The organism is Ruegeria atlantica (genome assembly GCF_001458195.1).
In the GTDB taxonomy this organism is placed as follows: domain Bacteria; phylum Pseudomonadota; class Alphaproteobacteria; order Rhodobacterales; family Rhodobacteraceae; genus Ruegeria; species Ruegeria atlantica.
The window spans coordinates 57143-72310 of sequence record NZ_CYPU01000006.1 but is presented as its reverse complement, the minus strand read 5'-3'; the positions used below and the strand labels follow the sequence as shown (position 1 = coordinate 72310).

Here is a 15168-nt window from a genome sequence, read left to right as displayed (position 1 = left end):
ACTGACTTTCATATTGGCCCGGTCTGCGCACCAACGCAGCCGAGTCTTTTTGTTGCGGTTGGACCGACCAGACTGTCAGTGTGCAGCGGCCAAACTGCCCCGGTCGGGTCTCGTGGCTTCATTGTCAGTTTCCATTACCCCGGATGGCCCAGCACCGGGCGGGAATTGATCACAGCGGCAGGTCGGGCAGATCCGACAGATGCGTTTGCAGGTCCAGCAGACTGTCAGACCCGGTATCGACCAGATCCTTCAGATAGTCGTCACCGATGACTTCGGCGTAATGCCTGATCGTCTTCATCAGCTGGTACAGTTCGGTGTTCATCCGATGAGGTGATGGTGTCATGCCGCCCGATCCTGTTCCGCTTTGTTCAGATATTCTTCGACCGCCCAGCGGATCACCGCAGCGGCACCAATGCCTTTCTGGCGGGCGTATTCGTCCAGCCGGTCTTTCAATTCAGACGGTGCGGCAGCACCCATGAAGGCGGGGAAATTGTCAGTCGGTTTCGACATATCAAACTCCTGTCGTTACCAACAGGATTAGTAAATTCACGTTGCCTGTAAAGCTAAAAAATCATATAAAAACAATGCTATACGCAGACTTGAGATTAACTAGATTAGGGAAAACCAAAATGGACTTAGATGCTCTGATCCAGCAGCGCGTTGACGCGTTGATCGCTGAAAAACTGGGTATCCGTGAACACGACGCAGCCAAAATTGCAAATCCGTGTACACCGGTTCGATTCCGGTACTCGCCTCCATTTAATTCCAAACACTTAGCTTTCTGCGCTGAGTTCGAAAATTCGAACTCCTAAAGGTCGGTATCAGATGCATGTTGCGATTCCGGGTCCTGCGATTCCATTTACACAACCGCACTACCTGATTGCCAAATCGAGAAGCGCTCAATCATCTGCGACGGTCGGGCTGAATTGCGCCTCGCTGCGTGATCGGATCGCATCGGATGCCGCTGACTGACTTCGGCAAGTCGCTTTTCTGACGTAGCGGGTTTTCAATCCCCAGTCGTGCTTGACAAGCCCCCTGCCCGTGCCGCATGTCGCATGCGTTGGTGTCCATCCCCGGATGGATGAAAAGGGAATGTGCCAGCGGTTATTCCGCCAAGCACAGCCGCCCCCGCGACCGTGACCGGAGAGGGTGCCCAAAGCCACTGGCCCAATAGGCCGGGAAGGCGGGACATCCGACAGAGGCTCTCCTCTGACATCCGCAAGCCGGGAGACCTGCCAGCACCCGAAGTTGAAACCGGGCGGGGTGTTCCGGTGTCGGGTCCATGTGCAGACGCGTGGCCCGCATGAAACCCCGTCCCCCGTATAAAGGATGAGGGGGATGAGAGACGTGACCGAGACCGAACCAGTCGAGTTGCTGGTCTGCACGACATGCCGCCGTGGGTTACCTATCGAAGATGACGCCCAGCGACCCGGCACTTTGCTGCATAAAGCACTTGAAAAGGCTGGCTTGCCGGACGGCGTCGACCTGAAACCGGTGGAATGTCTGTCGAACTGTGATCAGGGATGCTCGATCGTTTTGCGTGGCGGCCCATCCCGATGGACCTTCGTTTATGAAAACCTCGACGAGACCGACCATGTCGAGACCATCGTTGAAGGCGTCACCAAGTATCTGGCCGCTGAAGACGGTCTGGTGAAATGGCGCGAACGCCCCGAACATTTCCGCAAAAACTGTGCGGCCCGCATTCCCCCGATTGGAGCCCTGAAATGAGCAACCTTGAAAAACTCCCCGTCACTGTGATCACCGGCTTTCTGGGCTCGGGCAAAACTACGCTGGTAAAGCACCTGATGCAGAATCCGCAGGGCAAGCGCCTGGCCGTTATCGTCAACGAATTTGGTGATGTGGGTGTGGATGGCGATATCCTGAAATCCTGCGCCATTCCGGATTGCCCGGCGGAAAACATCATGGAACTTGCCAATGGCTGCATCTGCTGCACCGTAGCCGATGATTTCATCCCGACCATTGAGGCGCTGATGGCGCTGGAGCCGCGCCCCGATCACATCCTGATCGAAACGTCCGGTCTCGCCCTGCCCAAACCGCTGCTAAAAGCCTTCGACTGGCCCGATATCCGCTCGAAAATCACCGTCGATGGCGTGATCGCTTTGGCCGACGCCGAGGCCGTCGCCGCTGGGCGTTTCGCACCAAATGTCGAAGCCGTGGACGCCCAGCGCCTGGCTGACGACTCGATCGACCACGAAACGCCTCTGTCCGAGGTGTTTGAGGACCAGATCTCCTGCGCCGACATCATCCTGCTGACAAAACCCGATCTGGCCGGTCCGGAAGGCGTTGCCAAAGCCAAAGAGGTCATCGCGGCTGAGGCTCCGCGCCCGCTGCCCGTGGTTGAGGTTGCTGAAGGTGCCGTGGACGTTCGTGTTGTGCTGGGTCTTGAGGCGGCGGCAGAGGATGACATGGATGCGCGTCCCAGCCACCATGACGGCCATCACGACCACGAGCATGACGATTTCCAAAGCATCATCGTCGAGCTTCCGGAACAGACCGACCCGGCGGAACTGGTCGCCAATATCGAACGTCTGGCCAATGAGCTGAACATTCTGCGCGTCAAAGGCTATGCCGCCGTTCAGGGCAAACCGATGCGTCTGCTGGTGCAGGCCGTTGGTGCCCGCGTTCGTCACCAGTATGACCGACCGTGGGAGCCCGGCGAAGAGCGCCGCTCGCGTCTGGTGGTCATTGCCGAGCATGACGACATCAAAGAGGCCGCAATCCGCGATATCCTCGTGAGTGTGACCGAGGCCGCCGAGTAAGCCATGCACGTCGTCTTCCGCGAAAGCCACGGGTTAGAAGAGACCGAAACCCCGACCGATCTGGGCCAGAGCCCAGCGGATTTGGTGGTGCTGTCCTTTTCGGACAGCGACCTTGGCGCTTTCGCGGCAGGATGGCATCGCGGTGGCGGGGCCGAAGGTCGCATGCCGACGATGCGATTGGCCAACCTGACCGCGTTGAAACACCCGCTGTCTGTCGACACTTATGTCGAGCAAACGCTCGAGGGCGCCAAGGGCATTCTGATCCGTTTGATCGGCGGCGTCCCTTACTGGTCCTATGGCTTGCAGCAAGTTCTGGCGCTGGCACAGGCTAAAGGCATCGCGCTGGCCGTCCTACCCGCCGACGGGCGCGAGGATACTCGGCTGGATGACTACTCCACCCTGCCCGTCTCGACCCTGCGGCGGCTTGCGCATCTCTGTGACACCGGCGGTGAAGTCGCGGCGCAAGCGGCCTTGGCACAAATGGCGCTTGCGGCAGGTCTCTATGCCGGACCGGTGATGGGGGCCAAGACCCTGCCCGAATGCGGTACATGGTGCCCGGATCGCGGCGTAGTCCCGGCAGATAAAGCGTTCACCACCGACACAAAGCGTATCTTGGTAACGTTCTACCGGGCTTACCTTACATCGGCGGACACCGCCCCGGTCGCAACCCTGATCCGCAGCCTGCGCGCGCGCGGGTTTGAGGGCGTCGGTCTGTTCGCTCCCTCGCTGAAAGCCCCGCTTGCCGCAGATTGGCTGCGCGAACATGTCGTGGCGCTGAACCCGGCGGCGATCATCAACGCAACCTCATTCTCGGGCAAAGGCGCATCCGGCACCTCGCCACTGGACGCCGCCGATGTGCCGGTGTTTCAGGTTGCGCTCGCCACCTCACGTCGCCAGGCTTGGGCCGAAGCAGAGCGCGGTCTTTCGCCTGCTGATCTAGCGATGCATGTCGTCCTGCCCGAAGTGGACGGTCGGATCTCGGCAGGCATCGCCTCTTTCAAGGAACCGGGCAAACGTGACCCGCATCTGGAGTATTCCCGTTTTGCACACCGGGCTGAACCGGAACGGATCGAGGCCATCATCGACAGGGTCACCGGCTGGCTGAACCTGAACGACAAACCCAAAGAGGATCAGGTGCCCGCCTTGGTGCTGTCCACTTATCCCGGCAAAGACTGGCAGATGGCCCATGCGGTGGGCCTCGATGCTTTGGCCTCGGCCGAGGCGATGCTGGCCGACCTGCAGGGCGAAGGGTATGACACCGCTCCTGCCCAGCCGATTTCTGATACGCTGCTAGATGCGCGGATTACGTGGTCGCTTGGCGAATATCTGACTGCGCTGGCAGACTTGCCGGAACAACTGCGCGCAGACCTCGAAACCGTCTGGGGCAAGCCCGAAGATGATCCGGCCTTTGCAGATGGCGCGTTCCACTTCACCGCCCTGCGCCGCGGCAAGGCGCTGGTCGCGTTGCAACCTGAACGCGGCACGCCCGAGTTGCGTGATGACGATTATCATGACCTGTCGCGTACCCCGCGCCACAGCTACGTGGCCTTCTACCTTTGGCTGCGCAAAGGTCTTGGTGCGGATGCACTGATCCATATCGGCGCGCACGGTACGCTGGAATGGCTGCCAGGCAAATCTGTGGCGCTGTCCAACGAATGCTGGCCCGAGGTACTGATCGGCGATCTACCTGTCATCTACCCCTTCATCGTCAACGACCCTGGCGAGGCCGCGCAGGCCAAGCGCCGGATCGGGGCGGTCACGCTCGGCCATATCCCACCGCCAATGAAGGAAAGCGGTACCCCGGATCGGATGGTTCGGCTGGAATCGCTGCTGGATGAGTTCTCGAACGCAGATGGTCTGGACCCCAAGCGCCGCGACCGCCTGCAAGAAGATATTCGGGACGAAGCGCAAGCCATCGGGCTGGAGAACGACCTCGGTCTCGATCAGGCCACCTGCATCGCCGAGGCGATCACCCGGATCGATCGTTTCGTCTGTGACATCAAGGAAAGCCAGTTCGGAGACGGGCTGCATATCTTTGGACGTGTGCCCGAAGCCACCGCCAATTTTGACGCGGCTCCTTCTGCCCATGCCGAACGCACGGCATTGATCGACGCGCTAGCAGGCAAACGGATCGAGGCAGGCCCGTCCGGGTCTCCCTATCGCGGGCGGTCAGACGTCCTTCCCACCGGGCGAAACCTGTATACAACCGACCCGCGCTCGGTTCCGACCCGTGCGGCCTATACCCAAGGTGTGAAACTGGCCGAAGAACTGGTCCGGCGGCACCTGCAGGAAGAAGGCGACTATCCCAAAGGGCTGATCGTAGACTTATGGGGCTCGGCCACCATGCGAACTGCGGGCGAAGAGTTCGCCATGGCGTTGCACCTGCTGGGCGTGAAACCCGTTTGGGACAAAGGGTCCGAGCGGGTGTCGGGCATCGAGGTGCTGCCTATCACTGACCTCAGTCGCCCGCGTCTGGACGTGACGTTGCGTGTCTCAGGCTTGTTCCGCGATGTGTTCCCGACCCTTTCAGCGCTTTATGGTCAAGCTGTTCGCACCTTGTCGGAACGCGACGAAGCGCCAGACTGGAACCCCTATGCCGGACAGGCCCCGGCGGCGCGCGTCTTTGGCCCGGCCCCGGGCAGCTATGGCGTGAACATGACCCAGCTGTCCGAAATCTATACGGATGAGGCTCGCGCGCAGGCGGGTGAGGCATGGCTTGAGGCCAGCTCTTTCGCTTTGGAAGGCGAACACATCACACAGGATTTGGACGGCATTACCCAACGGGTCTCGAACGCGGACAGTTTCGTGCATCTGCAGGACCTGACAGAAACTGACCTGTTGCTGGCGAACGATTACGCCACGCACGAGGCTGGTTTCGCCGCTGCCAAAAAAGTCACCGGTGGCGCGGCGCAGCTTTATCATCTGGACAACACAAACCCGGAAAACCCGCGCGCCCGAACGCTGCCTGAAGAAATCAGCCGTGTCGTGCACGCCCGCGCTGCCAATCCGGGCTGGATCGCAGGCATGCAGAGGCATGGCTTCCGGGGCGCTGCGGAAATCGCGGCGACGCTGGATCACTTGGCCTCTTTCGCCCATCTGTCAGGCACGGTCGCGCCGCACCTGTTCGACCTCTATCACGACGCCACTTTGGGCGACACCGAGGTCGACGCATTTTTGCAGGAGGCCAACCCGCGCGCGTATCAGGCCATGCAGGACAGGTTCCGCGCGTTGTTGGACGCGGGCCTTTGGAACACCCGCCGCAACTCAATCCGGGCCGATCTGGAGGGGCTGGGATGAGCGCCCCGGTCGTTCAAGGTTGGTGCCCCGGTGCGCATCGGCCGATGATGTCGGGCGATGGTCTGGTGGTTCGGGTGCGCCCGCGTCTGGCCCGTTTGAGCGCCGAACAAACACGTGGTCTTTGTGAGTTGGCCGAGCAATTTGGCAATGGCACAATCGACCTGACCAACCGCGCCAATTTACAGCTGCGCGGGGTAAAAGAAGACGATCATCAAGCATTGCTGGCCGAGCTGGCCGCACTGAACCTTTTGGATGCTGAGCCCGGTATTGAAGTGCGCCGCAATATCCTGGTGTCGCCCCTATACCGATCAGGTGATCGAACCGCACAGCTGACACAGGAACTGATCGACCGGTTGGAGGAATTGCCGACTCTGCCCCCCAAATTCGGCTTTGCCATCGACACTGGCCCCAAGCGCCTGTTGGCGGCGGATTCGGCCGATATCCGGGTCGAGGCAGGCACTGATGGCCTCATCCTGCGCGCCGACGGGGCCAAGACCGGCTGCCGGGTTACAGAAACCGACGCGATTGACCGCCTTATCGCTCTGGCCGGATGGTTTTCTGAACGTTTCACGCCGGAAACCCGCCGAATGGCGCGGGTGGTCGCGACGCAGGATTTGCCTGCGGGATGGCAAGGCAGCGCGCCCGAAGACATTGGCGTACCGCCGCAACCCGGCGAGTGCGATCTGGGTGCGCTTTACGGGGCCGCGTTCGGGCAATTACCTGCGCGGCAGCTCTTAGACCTTGTTACAAACAGCGGAGCCACTGCCCTGCGCGTCACCCCATGGCGGCTGATTCTGCTGGAAGGCGGGGCGGCGATACAAGCACCGGACTTTGTCATAGATGGCACCGACCCGCTGATGACAACCGATGCCTGCCCCGGCGCACCGTTCTGCCCGCAAGCTCAGGTGGAAACCCGCGAAGTTGCCCGCGTTTTGGCCGCCCAAATCCCAGGAAGTTTGCATGTATCCGGTTGCGCCAAAGGCTGTGCCCGTATGGGTCCGGCAAATGTCACACTGGTCGGCAACGACGGACGATTTGATCTTGTCAAAAACGGTCGCGCGGGGGATGAGCCGTCCCAACGCGGGCTGACACCCGAAACACTTATGACTATGGACCTCACCTGATGCCCTATGAATACGAAACCGATGGCGCGGCGATCTATAAGCAAAGCTTTGCCACGATCCGGTCCGAGGCCGATCTGGCACGCTTTGATGCCGATGAAGAACAGGTCGCGGTTCGCATGATCCACGCCGCCGGAATGGTCGGCCTGGAAGAATTCGTACATTTTTCGCCTGGTTTCGTGCCAGCCGCACGGACCGCGTTGGAGAATGGCGCGCCTATCCTGTGCGATGCACGGATGGTCAGCGAAGGCGTGACTCGGTTCCGCCTGCCTTCCGAAAATGAGGTGATCTGCACCCTGCATGACGAACGCGTGCGCCCACTGGCGGCTGAGATGAGCAACACCCGATCCGCTGCTGCTCTGGAACTGTGGCGTCCGCATCTGGAAGGCGCTGTGGTCGCGATCGGTAATGCGCCGACCGCTCTGTTCCACCTGCTGAGTATGCTGGAAGACCCCGATTGCCCACGCCCGGCCGCCATCATCGGGTGCCCGGTGGGCTTTGTCGGTGCCGTCGAATCCAAGGACGCATTGTGGGAGGCGCAGCCCGTACCCTCATGCATCGTAAAGGGCCGTCTGGGCGGCAGCGCCATCACCGTCGCCGCGATAAACGCCATTGCGAGCCGCGCCGAATGAGTGGCGGCAAGATATACGGCGTGGGCCTTGGCCCCGGTGATCCGGACCTGATGAGCGTGCGGGCCAACCGCCTGCTGCGCAATGCGCGCCACGTGGCGTTCTTTCGCAAGCCCGGTCGCAGCGGTCAGGCGCGCAAGATCGTCAATGGGATGATCCCGGACAGCGCTGTTGAGTTTCCCATGGAATACCCTGTCACGACGGAAATTCCACTGGATGATCCGCGCTATAACGAATTGCTCTCGGCCTTTTACAAGGACTGTGCCGCGCACTTGAAGGCTCTGTCGGATCAGGGCGAGGACGTGGTGGTTTTGTGCGAGGGCGACCCATTCTTCTATGGGTCTTTCATGCATCTTTACAGCCGCTTGCGCGATCAGGCTGATGTTGAGGTCGTGCCAGCCATCACCGGAATGTCCGGCGCGTGGACCGCAACGGGTAATCCAATTACCTGGGGCGATGATGTGCTGACGGTGCTGGTCGGCACCCTGCCCGAAGAAGATCTGGCAATTCGCATGGCACAGACTGACGCTTTGGTTGTCATGAAAATCGGACGCAATATCGACAAGGTGAAGCGCGCGCTAAAAACAGCTGGTCTGTATGACCGTGCCTGGATCGTCGAGTTTGCACAGATGCCGAACCAGGTGGTGACGAAACTGTCCGAGGCATGCGAAAAGGTGACGCCCTATTTCTCGATCATCATCGTGCATGGTCAGGGACGGCGGCCATGAGTGGTTGGGTCAAGATTGCGGGCCTTGGGCCTGGTAACGAAGATCTCGTAACCCCCGAGGTTTCAGCTGCGTTGACGGATGCCACGGACGTGGTCGGTTACATCCCCTATGTCGCGCGCGTGGCCGAGCGCCCTGGTCTGACGTTGCACGCCAGCGACAACCGGGTCGAGATCGACCGATCCCAACACGCGTTGCAGATGGCGGCTGAGGGAAAACGCGTGGTCGTTGTCTCCTCGGGCGATCCCGGTGTGTTCGCCATGGCGGCTGCGGTGTTCGAAGCCTTGGAAAACGGTCCAGCCGAGTGGCGTAACATTCCCATAGACGTCCTTCCCGGCATAACCGCGATGCTGGCGGCATCCGCGCGGGCCGGGGCACCGCTGGGTCATGATTTCTGTGCCATCAACCTCAGCGACAATCTGAAACCCTGGTCGCTGGTTGAAAAACGTCTTCGCCTAGCAGCGCAGGCGGATTTCGCGATGGCGTTTTATAACCCGCGCTCAAAATCCCGCCCGGAAGGCTTTGTAAAAACACTGGAAATCCTACGCGAAGAATGCGAGCCCGAGCGCCTGATCCTGTTCGCGCGTGCCGTATCCCGCGCGGATGAGGCGATCCGGATTTCAACACTGGCCGAGGCGACGCCTGACATGGCTGACATGCAAACCGTCGTCATTGTTGGGTCATCCCTGACGCGCGTCATCAACCGTGACAGCGCGCCGATCGTCTATACCCCGAGGTTCACCCCGGAATGAGCCAACCAGTCCAGAACCTGCGTCACGTTCGACAATTCGGTCCTTTGCGGAAGGGTCGGCCTGTCAATCATCAGCACCGGTACGCCCAGAGCGCGCGCGGCATCCAGCTTGGCGCGTGCACCGGTGCCGCCAGAGTTCTTGGACACAACCAGTTCAATGCCATGCTGCAGCATCAGCGCCCGGTCCCCTGCTTCGGTGAAAGGTCCGCGCGACACGATCGCCTCGCAATCGGGCAGCGGCAGTGCATCCGGTTCATCCACCAGCCTCAGCAAGAAGTGATGTTGGGGCTGAGCCGCGAAATCTTCAAGATGCAGGCGGCCAACGGCCAGAAAAACGCGCCGTTTTGGACCGCTCAAGGCGGTAACCGCCGCGACTATATCAGAAACGTGCTGCCAACGATCTTCGTCCTGCGCGCGCCATGCCGGGCGCGTCAAAGCGGCAAGGGGCACCCCGACCTCGCGACACGCAGAAATGGCGTTTGTGCTCATTTGCGCGGCAAAGGGATGGGTGGCATCGACTACATGAGTGATCGCGTGGTCCGTCAGGTAACGGGTCAGGCCTTCGACGCCGCCGAACCCTCCAACACGCACCGGCAGGGGCTGCGGTCTTGGATTGTCTACCCGACCGGCATAGGAATAGGTTGCCGGGATGCCCTGATCGGCCAAGGTTTTGGCCAGTGCATTTGCCTCGGTCGTGCCACCAAGGATCAGGAGGTTGGTCATGCATGAAGCTCCGTGGCTAAGCGTTTTGGGCTTGGGCGAAGATGGACTGGATGGCCTGTCACCCGCAAGTCGTCAAGTACTGGAGCGTGCCGAAATCATCATGGGGCCGCCGCGCCATTTGTCACTGATCCCCGACACAGGCGCACAGCGCGTAGATTGGCCCGTGCCTTTTTCCAACGGCCTGCCGATCCTGACCGGGTTTCGCGGACGCCCAACGGTTGTTCTGGCCTCGGGCGATCCGTTCTGGTTCGGCGCGGGCTCGGTAATCGCGCGCAATTTCGACGCCGGAGAATGGACAGCCCATCCGGGTCAGTCCACGTTCTCGCTAGCCGCCGCGCGTCTGGGCTGGCCGTTGGAAAGCACGCAGACATTTGGTCTGCACGCCGCCCCGCTGACCCGTCTGCGCCCACATCTTTCGCCTGGATTGCGCGCCATCCTGCTGCTGCGCAACGGCGCTGCGGTGGCCGAGCTTGCGACATATCTCAACGAAACTGGTTTTGCCGATACGCAATTGCATGTCATGGAAGCCCTTGGCGGCCCCCGCGAACGGTCGCGCAGCGTGTCGCTGACCGAAGCCCTGCTGGGCGGGTTCGACCATCCGGTCTGCGTTGGGCTTGAAGTTGCGGGTGAAGGAGAGGCGCTGCCCAAGGCCTCGGGTAAGCCGGATGATATCTTCGAGAATGATGGCCAGATCACCAAACGCCCCGTGCGGGCGCTGACCCTGTCGGCACTGGCCCCCAAGCGCGGCGAGCATCTGTGGGATATCGGCGGCGGCACCGGCTCGATCAGCATCGAGTGGCTGATGTGCGACCCGACCCTGACCGCAACCACGATCGAACCCCGCGAGGATCGCGCGGACCGCATTCGCCGAAATGCCGACACGTTAGGGCAAGACCGGCTGCAAGTTGTTCATGGCACAGCACCGACCGCACTGGACGGCCTTGGGTTTCCGGATGTGGTATTCATCGGCGGCGGCCTGAGTACCGAATTGCTGAATTGGCTGCACGCCGCCCTGCCCGCCGGCACCAGGTTGGTCGCCAATGCTGTGACGTTGGAAAGCGAAGCCTTACTGGCGCAATGGCACGAAAAACTAGGCGGAGAACTTTTGCGCATCGAACTGGCGCAGGCTTCGGCACTGGGACCTCGGCGCGGCTGGAAATCCGCCTATCCGGTGGTGCAGTGGAGCGTAATCCTATGATCATCGCAGGTTTGGGGTTTTCATCAACTGCGACCGTGGACAGCCTGCGCGCTGTATTTGAGCGGGCCAGCGTTGGGCAAAACGTCGACGCGCTGGCCACTGTTGCCGACAAAGAAGGTCACGCCGCGCTGTCGGAGTTTGCTGCAGAGACTGCCCTGCCCCTGCATTTCATCGCTGCTGCCGATCTGGCGGGACAGCGCACTCTCACCTGCTCGAACCGCAGTCGAGCCATCTATGGCACCGGCAGCGTAGCTGAAGCATCCGCCCTTGCCGCCGCCGGAACAGGCGCGCGGCTGACCTCACCCAGACAGATTTCGGACGACCGGCTTGCAACCTGCGCCGTCGCCATCGGAGGAAAAATATGACCGTTCATTTCATCGGCGCCGGACCCGGCGCTGCCGACCTTCTGACCCTGCGGGGGCGTGATATCATCGCGTCGTGCCCGGTGTGCCTGTATGCAGGATCGCTGGTGCCCGAAGAGATTCTGGCCCACTGCCCCGAGGGCGCAAAGATCATAAACACCGCGCCAATGGATCTGGATCAGATCATGGCCGAGATTGAGGCAGCACATAAGGCTGGCCATAACATTGCACGTCTGCATTCCGGCGACCTGTCGGTTTGGTCGGCAATGGGTGAACAGATCCGGCGATTGAAGGAGATGGGCATTCCGGTCAGCGTGACGCCCGGTGTACCGTCGTTCGCCGCAGCGGCTGCTTCGCTGGGAACGGAACTGACCTTGCCCGGATTGGCGCAATCTGTGGTCCTGACCCGGACGCCCGGCCGCGCATCTTCAATGCCCGAAGGCGAAACTCTTGAGAACTTTGCCCGCACCGGCGCAACCCTGGCCATTCACCTGTCGATCGGAAATCTGGACAACGTGATCGCGGACCTTACCCCGGCCTATGGAGCAGACTGCCCGGTGGCTGTGGTGTATCGCGCCAGTTGGCCGGACGAACGGATCATTCGCGCCACGTTGGCGACCCTGAAAGACGCACTGGACGAGAGTATCTCTCGCACCGCTCTGATCATGGTTGGCCCGGCACTTGCAGGCGAAGGCTTTGACGAAAGCTGTCTCTATTCAAAAGATTACGACCGCCGGTACCGCCCGCAAAGCGCGGACAGTCCATGGTCAAGCTGGAGCCCCGAGAATGAATGACGGGATGACCAACCCTCCGGGATTACTGATTTCTGCGCCGTCTTCCGGGACGGGCAAAACCACCGTCATGCTGGGTCTTCTGCGTGCGCTTGCCGAGGATGGCCTGTCGGTGCAACCGTTCAAGAGCGGACCGGACTATATCGATCCAGCCTTTCACCGTGCCGCGGCCGGACGCGCCTCGTTCAACCTAGACAGCTGGGCGATGGCCGATCCGCTGCTGAACGCGATTTCTACCCAGGCCGAGGGCGCGGATATCGTTTTGGCCGAAGGTTCGATGGGCCTGTTCGACGGCGTTGCCAAGCCCGGAGAGCTTGGGCACGGATCAAGCGCCGAAACCGCACAGCGTATGGGATGGCCTGTGGTCCTGGTGCTGGATGTGGGCGGTCAGGCCCAATCTGCGGCGGCCACTGCGCTGGGATTTCGGATGTACAATCCAGACCTGCCCTTTGCCGGTGTGATCCTGAACCGCTGCGCCAGCCCGCGTCACGAACGCCTGACTCGTTTGGGAATGGAGCGCGCGGGCCTGCCGGTGCTGGGCGTGTTGCCCCGGCGTGGAGATCTGACTCTGCCCGAGCGGCATCTTGGGTTGATTCAGGCGGTCGAGCACCCGGATCTGGAAAGCGCGATTGCCGGATACGCCACATTCCTGCGCGAGCATGTGGATCTTGAGGCGATCAAAGCTGCGGCCTCCTCAGGCCCCAATGGGCCATCGTCAGCCGCACTGCCGCGGCCCCCGGCACAGCGGATCGCGCTGGCACGAGATGCGGCGTTTTCGTTCACCTACCCGCATTTGCTGGAAGGCTGGCTCGCAGCAGGGGCGGAAATCCTGCCGTTTTCACCGCTGGCCAACGAAGCCCCGGCTGCGGATGCTGACCTGGTCTGGTTGCCCGGTGGCTATCCTGAACTGCACGCGGGCACTTTGGCTGCTGCCGACACATTCCTGAGCGGTCTGCGCAAACATGCGGAGACAAAACCCGTTCATGGTGAGTGTGGTGGGTATATGGCCTTGGGCGAAGCTCTGGTCGACAAGGAAGGGGTCCGGCATCAGATGGCGGGTCTGCTTGGGCTCGTGACCTCCTATGAGAAGCGAAAGTTCAATCTTGGGTATCGCAAGGCGCAATTGTTGGCCCCAATGGCAGGGTATGCCGCTGAAGCGACATTGCGTGGCCATGAGTTTCACTATTCTTCGATCCTCGAGCAACCCGACGCACCTTTGGCCCGGGTGTTCGATGCTGAAGGGGTTGAGGGACCACAAACCGGATCAATTCGCGGCAACGTGACCGGAACATTCTTTCACCTGATCGCTGAGGCCCAGGCATGAGCGGTTTCGTTTCGTTCATTGGCTCCGGTCCCGGGGATCCGGAACTGCTGACGCTTAAGGCCGTGGACCGGATGCAAAAGGCAGACGCAGTGCTGTTCGATGACCTCAGCAGCGGCCCAATCCTGAGCCATGCGCATCAGGACGCAGACCTTGTTGGGGTCGGCAAACGCGCTGGTCGCCCGTCACCGAAACAAGACCACGTCAGCCGCCTGTTGGTGGACTATGCCAAAACCGGTGCCCGCGTCGTGCGACTGAAATCAGGCGATGGCGGTCTGTTTGGACGTCTGGAAGAAGAACTGGTGGCGCTGCGTGAGGCCGGGATCGAATATGAGATTATCCCTGGCATCCCTTCGGCGGTTGCCGCAGCAGCGGCGGCCGGCATTCCCTTGACGCGGCGGCTCACGGCGCGCCGCGTACAATTCGTCACCGGCCACGATATCAGTGGCAAGCTGCCCGATGATCTGAATCTGACCGCTCTTGCCGACCCAGATGCCACTACCGTTGTATTCATGGGCAAGCGCACATTTCCTTTGTTGGTCAAGACACTGAATGAACATGGCTTGCCGCTGGAAACACCGGCGCTGATGGCCGAATCCGTTTCGACCCCGGATCAGGTGCTACTCCGATCCACGGTCGGTGAGTTGGCGGACAAGCTGGGCGCTGAGATCGGCTCGGCCCCTGCCCTCATCCTTTATGGCCCTCTGGCCGAGACCGACAATGTTTGACTTAACTCTGATCGGTATTGGCACCGGCAATCCGGACCACCTGACGTTTCAAGGCGCGAGTGCCATTCGGGACGCAGACCTGATCCTGATCCCGCGCAAGGGCGAGAACAAGGCCGATCTTGCCGGTTTGCGGGAAGAGATTATCGCGCAGGTGACCGACACCGCGCCACAGATCGCATATTTTGATATTCCCAAACGGCGAGCAGATGATGGCTATCTGCGCGGCGTTGATGAATGGCACGATGCCATCGCTCTGCGGTGGCAAGAGGCGGTCGCGGAGCACCCTGATGCAAAGCGGGTAGCTCTTTTGATCTGGGGCGATCCGTCGCTTTATGACAGTTCGCTGCGCATCGCCTCACGACTGAAGCCCCAACCGGAAACACGTGTGATCCCCGGCATCACTGCGCTGCAGGCATTGACAGCGGCGCATGCGATACCGATCAACGATCTGGGCGCGCCGTATATCGTGACCACTGGTCGGCGCATTCGGGATGAAGGCTGGCCACTAAACGCTTCAAAAGTGGCTGTTATGCTGGACGGCGAGTGTTCGTTTCAAAGCCTTGAGATGGCCGACTACGAAATCTGGTGGGGCGCTTATGTGGGGATGAAGGAAGAAATCCTGATCCACGGTCCTTTGGCTGATATGGCGTCGCTGATAGTCGAAACGCGGGCAAAAGCGCGGGCGGATCATGGCTGGATCATGGACATCTATCTCCTGAAAAGGCACGTGGACTGATCCGAA

The 15168-nt window shown here is 60.9% G+C and carries 16 protein-coding genes and 1 riboswitch; of the genes, 13 read left to right on the top strand and 3 right to left on the bottom strand.

All coding sequences use genetic code 11. From position 1 onward, the window contains the following. Window positions 1-169: 169 nt before the first annotated feature. Together RUA4292_RS24670 and RUA4292_RS24665 are read right to left on the bottom strand one after the other, a co-directional pair. Window positions 170-343, bottom strand: coding sequence for a hypothetical protein (locus RUA4292_RS24670; protein ID WP_158506884.1), 174 nt, complete (start codon window positions 341-343; stop codon window positions 170-172). After that, on the bottom strand, window positions 340-510 hold the full coding sequence (locus tag RUA4292_RS24665; protein ID WP_158506882.1) for a YlcI/YnfO family protein: 171 nt from the start codon (window positions 508-510) through the stop codon (window positions 340-342). Before RUA4292_RS24665 ends, RUA4292_RS24670 begins: the two co-directional genes overlap by 4 nt. A 534-nt stretch (window positions 511-1044) precedes the next feature. Further along, a riboswitch (cobalamin riboswitch) is annotated at window positions 1045-1254 on the top strand. Between the two features lie 84 nt (window positions 1255-1338). Here RUA4292_RS24665 and RUA4292_RS00590 point away from each other — a divergent pair. From RUA4292_RS00590 to cobJ, 7 genes are read left to right on the top strand one after another with little or no spacing between them, the layout of a single operon-like run. Then, window positions 1339-1728, top strand: coding sequence for a DUF1636 family protein (locus tag RUA4292_RS00590; protein WP_058275845.1), 390 nt, complete (start codon window positions 1339-1341; stop codon window positions 1726-1728). Then, complete coding sequence (gene cobW, locus RUA4292_RS00585; protein WP_058275844.1) at window positions 1725-2780, top strand: cobalamin biosynthesis protein CobW; 1056 nt, start codon at window positions 1725-1727, stop codon at window positions 2778-2780. Before RUA4292_RS00590 ends, cobW begins: the two co-directional genes overlap by 4 nt. A 3-nt stretch (window positions 2781-2783) precedes the next feature. After that, window positions 2784-6077, top strand: a complete 3294-nt coding sequence (gene cobN / locus RUA4292_RS00580; protein ID WP_058275843.1) for a cobaltochelatase subunit CobN — start codon at window positions 2784-2786, stop codon at window positions 6075-6077. Then, complete coding sequence (gene cobG / locus RUA4292_RS00575; protein ID WP_058275842.1) at window positions 6074-7201, top strand: precorrin-3B synthase; 1128 nt, start codon at window positions 6074-6076, stop codon at window positions 7199-7201. Before cobN ends, cobG begins: the two co-directional genes overlap by 4 nt. Next, window positions 7201-7830 carry a precorrin-8X methylmutase gene (locus tag RUA4292_RS00570; RefSeq protein WP_058275841.1) on the top strand — a complete coding sequence of 210 codons (630 nt, stop codon included), beginning with the start codon at window positions 7201-7203 and terminating at the stop codon, window positions 7828-7830. The genes cobG and RUA4292_RS00570 overlap by 1 nt, the downstream gene beginning before the upstream one ends. Further along, window positions 7827-8555 carry a precorrin-2 C(20)-methyltransferase gene (locus tag RUA4292_RS00565; RefSeq protein WP_058275840.1) on the top strand — a complete coding sequence of 243 codons (729 nt, stop codon included), beginning with the start codon at window positions 7827-7829 and terminating at the stop codon, window positions 8553-8555. Before RUA4292_RS00570 ends, RUA4292_RS00565 begins: the two co-directional genes overlap by 4 nt. Continuing rightward, window positions 8552-9304, top strand: a complete 753-nt coding sequence (cobJ, locus tag RUA4292_RS00560; protein WP_058275839.1) for a precorrin-3B C(17)-methyltransferase — start codon at window positions 8552-8554, stop codon at window positions 9302-9304. The genes RUA4292_RS00565 and cobJ overlap by 4 nt, the downstream gene beginning before the upstream one ends. Here the strand turns inward: cobJ and RUA4292_RS00555 are convergent. After that, window positions 9277-10026: a cobalt-precorrin-6A reductase gene (locus RUA4292_RS00555; RefSeq protein ID WP_058275838.1), complete on the bottom strand. Its 750-nt coding sequence runs from the start codon at window positions 10024-10026 to the stop codon at window positions 9277-9279. The two genes, cobJ and RUA4292_RS00555, sit on opposite strands and share 28 nt — an antisense overlap. Between RUA4292_RS00555 and RUA4292_RS00550 the strand changes: the two genes are divergently transcribed. From RUA4292_RS00550 to cobF, 6 genes are read left to right on the top strand one after another with little or no spacing between them, the layout of a single operon-like run. Then, the gene (locus RUA4292_RS00550) at window positions 10025-11224 is read left to right on the top strand and encodes a bifunctional cobalt-precorrin-7 (C(5))-methyltransferase/cobalt-precorrin-6B (C(15))-methyltransferase (RefSeq protein ID WP_058275837.1); all 1200 of its coding nucleotides are present in this window, start codon (window positions 10025-10027) and stop codon (window positions 11222-11224) included. The genes RUA4292_RS00555 and RUA4292_RS00550 overlap by 2 nt on opposite strands. After that, window positions 11221-11589 carry a cobalamin biosynthesis protein gene (locus RUA4292_RS00545; RefSeq protein ID WP_058275836.1) on the top strand — a complete coding sequence of 123 codons (369 nt, stop codon included), beginning with the start codon at window positions 11221-11223 and terminating at the stop codon, window positions 11587-11589. The genes RUA4292_RS00550 and RUA4292_RS00545 overlap by 4 nt, the downstream gene beginning before the upstream one ends. Next, window positions 11586-12380 carry a precorrin-4 C(11)-methyltransferase gene (gene cobM, locus RUA4292_RS00540; protein WP_058275835.1) on the top strand — a complete coding sequence of 265 codons (795 nt, stop codon included), beginning with the start codon at window positions 11586-11588 and terminating at the stop codon, window positions 12378-12380. Before RUA4292_RS00545 ends, cobM begins: the two co-directional genes overlap by 4 nt. Then, window positions 12373-13701 carry a cobyrinic acid a,c-diamide synthase CobB gene (locus tag RUA4292_RS00535; RefSeq protein ID WP_058275834.1) on the top strand — a complete coding sequence of 443 codons (1329 nt, stop codon included), beginning with the start codon at window positions 12373-12375 and terminating at the stop codon, window positions 13699-13701. Before cobM ends, RUA4292_RS00535 begins: the two co-directional genes overlap by 8 nt. Next, window positions 13698-14426 carry a uroporphyrinogen-III C-methyltransferase gene (gene cobA, locus RUA4292_RS00530; RefSeq protein ID WP_058275833.1) on the top strand — a complete coding sequence of 243 codons (729 nt, stop codon included), beginning with the start codon at window positions 13698-13700 and terminating at the stop codon, window positions 14424-14426. The genes RUA4292_RS00535 and cobA overlap by 4 nt, the downstream gene beginning before the upstream one ends. After that, a complete protein-coding gene (cobF, locus tag RUA4292_RS00525) occupies window positions 14419-15162 on the top strand; it encodes a precorrin-6A synthase (deacetylating) (RefSeq protein WP_058275832.1) in 744 nt (247 codons plus the stop codon). Before cobA ends, cobF begins: the two co-directional genes overlap by 8 nt. Window positions 15163-15168: the final 6 nt, after the last annotated feature.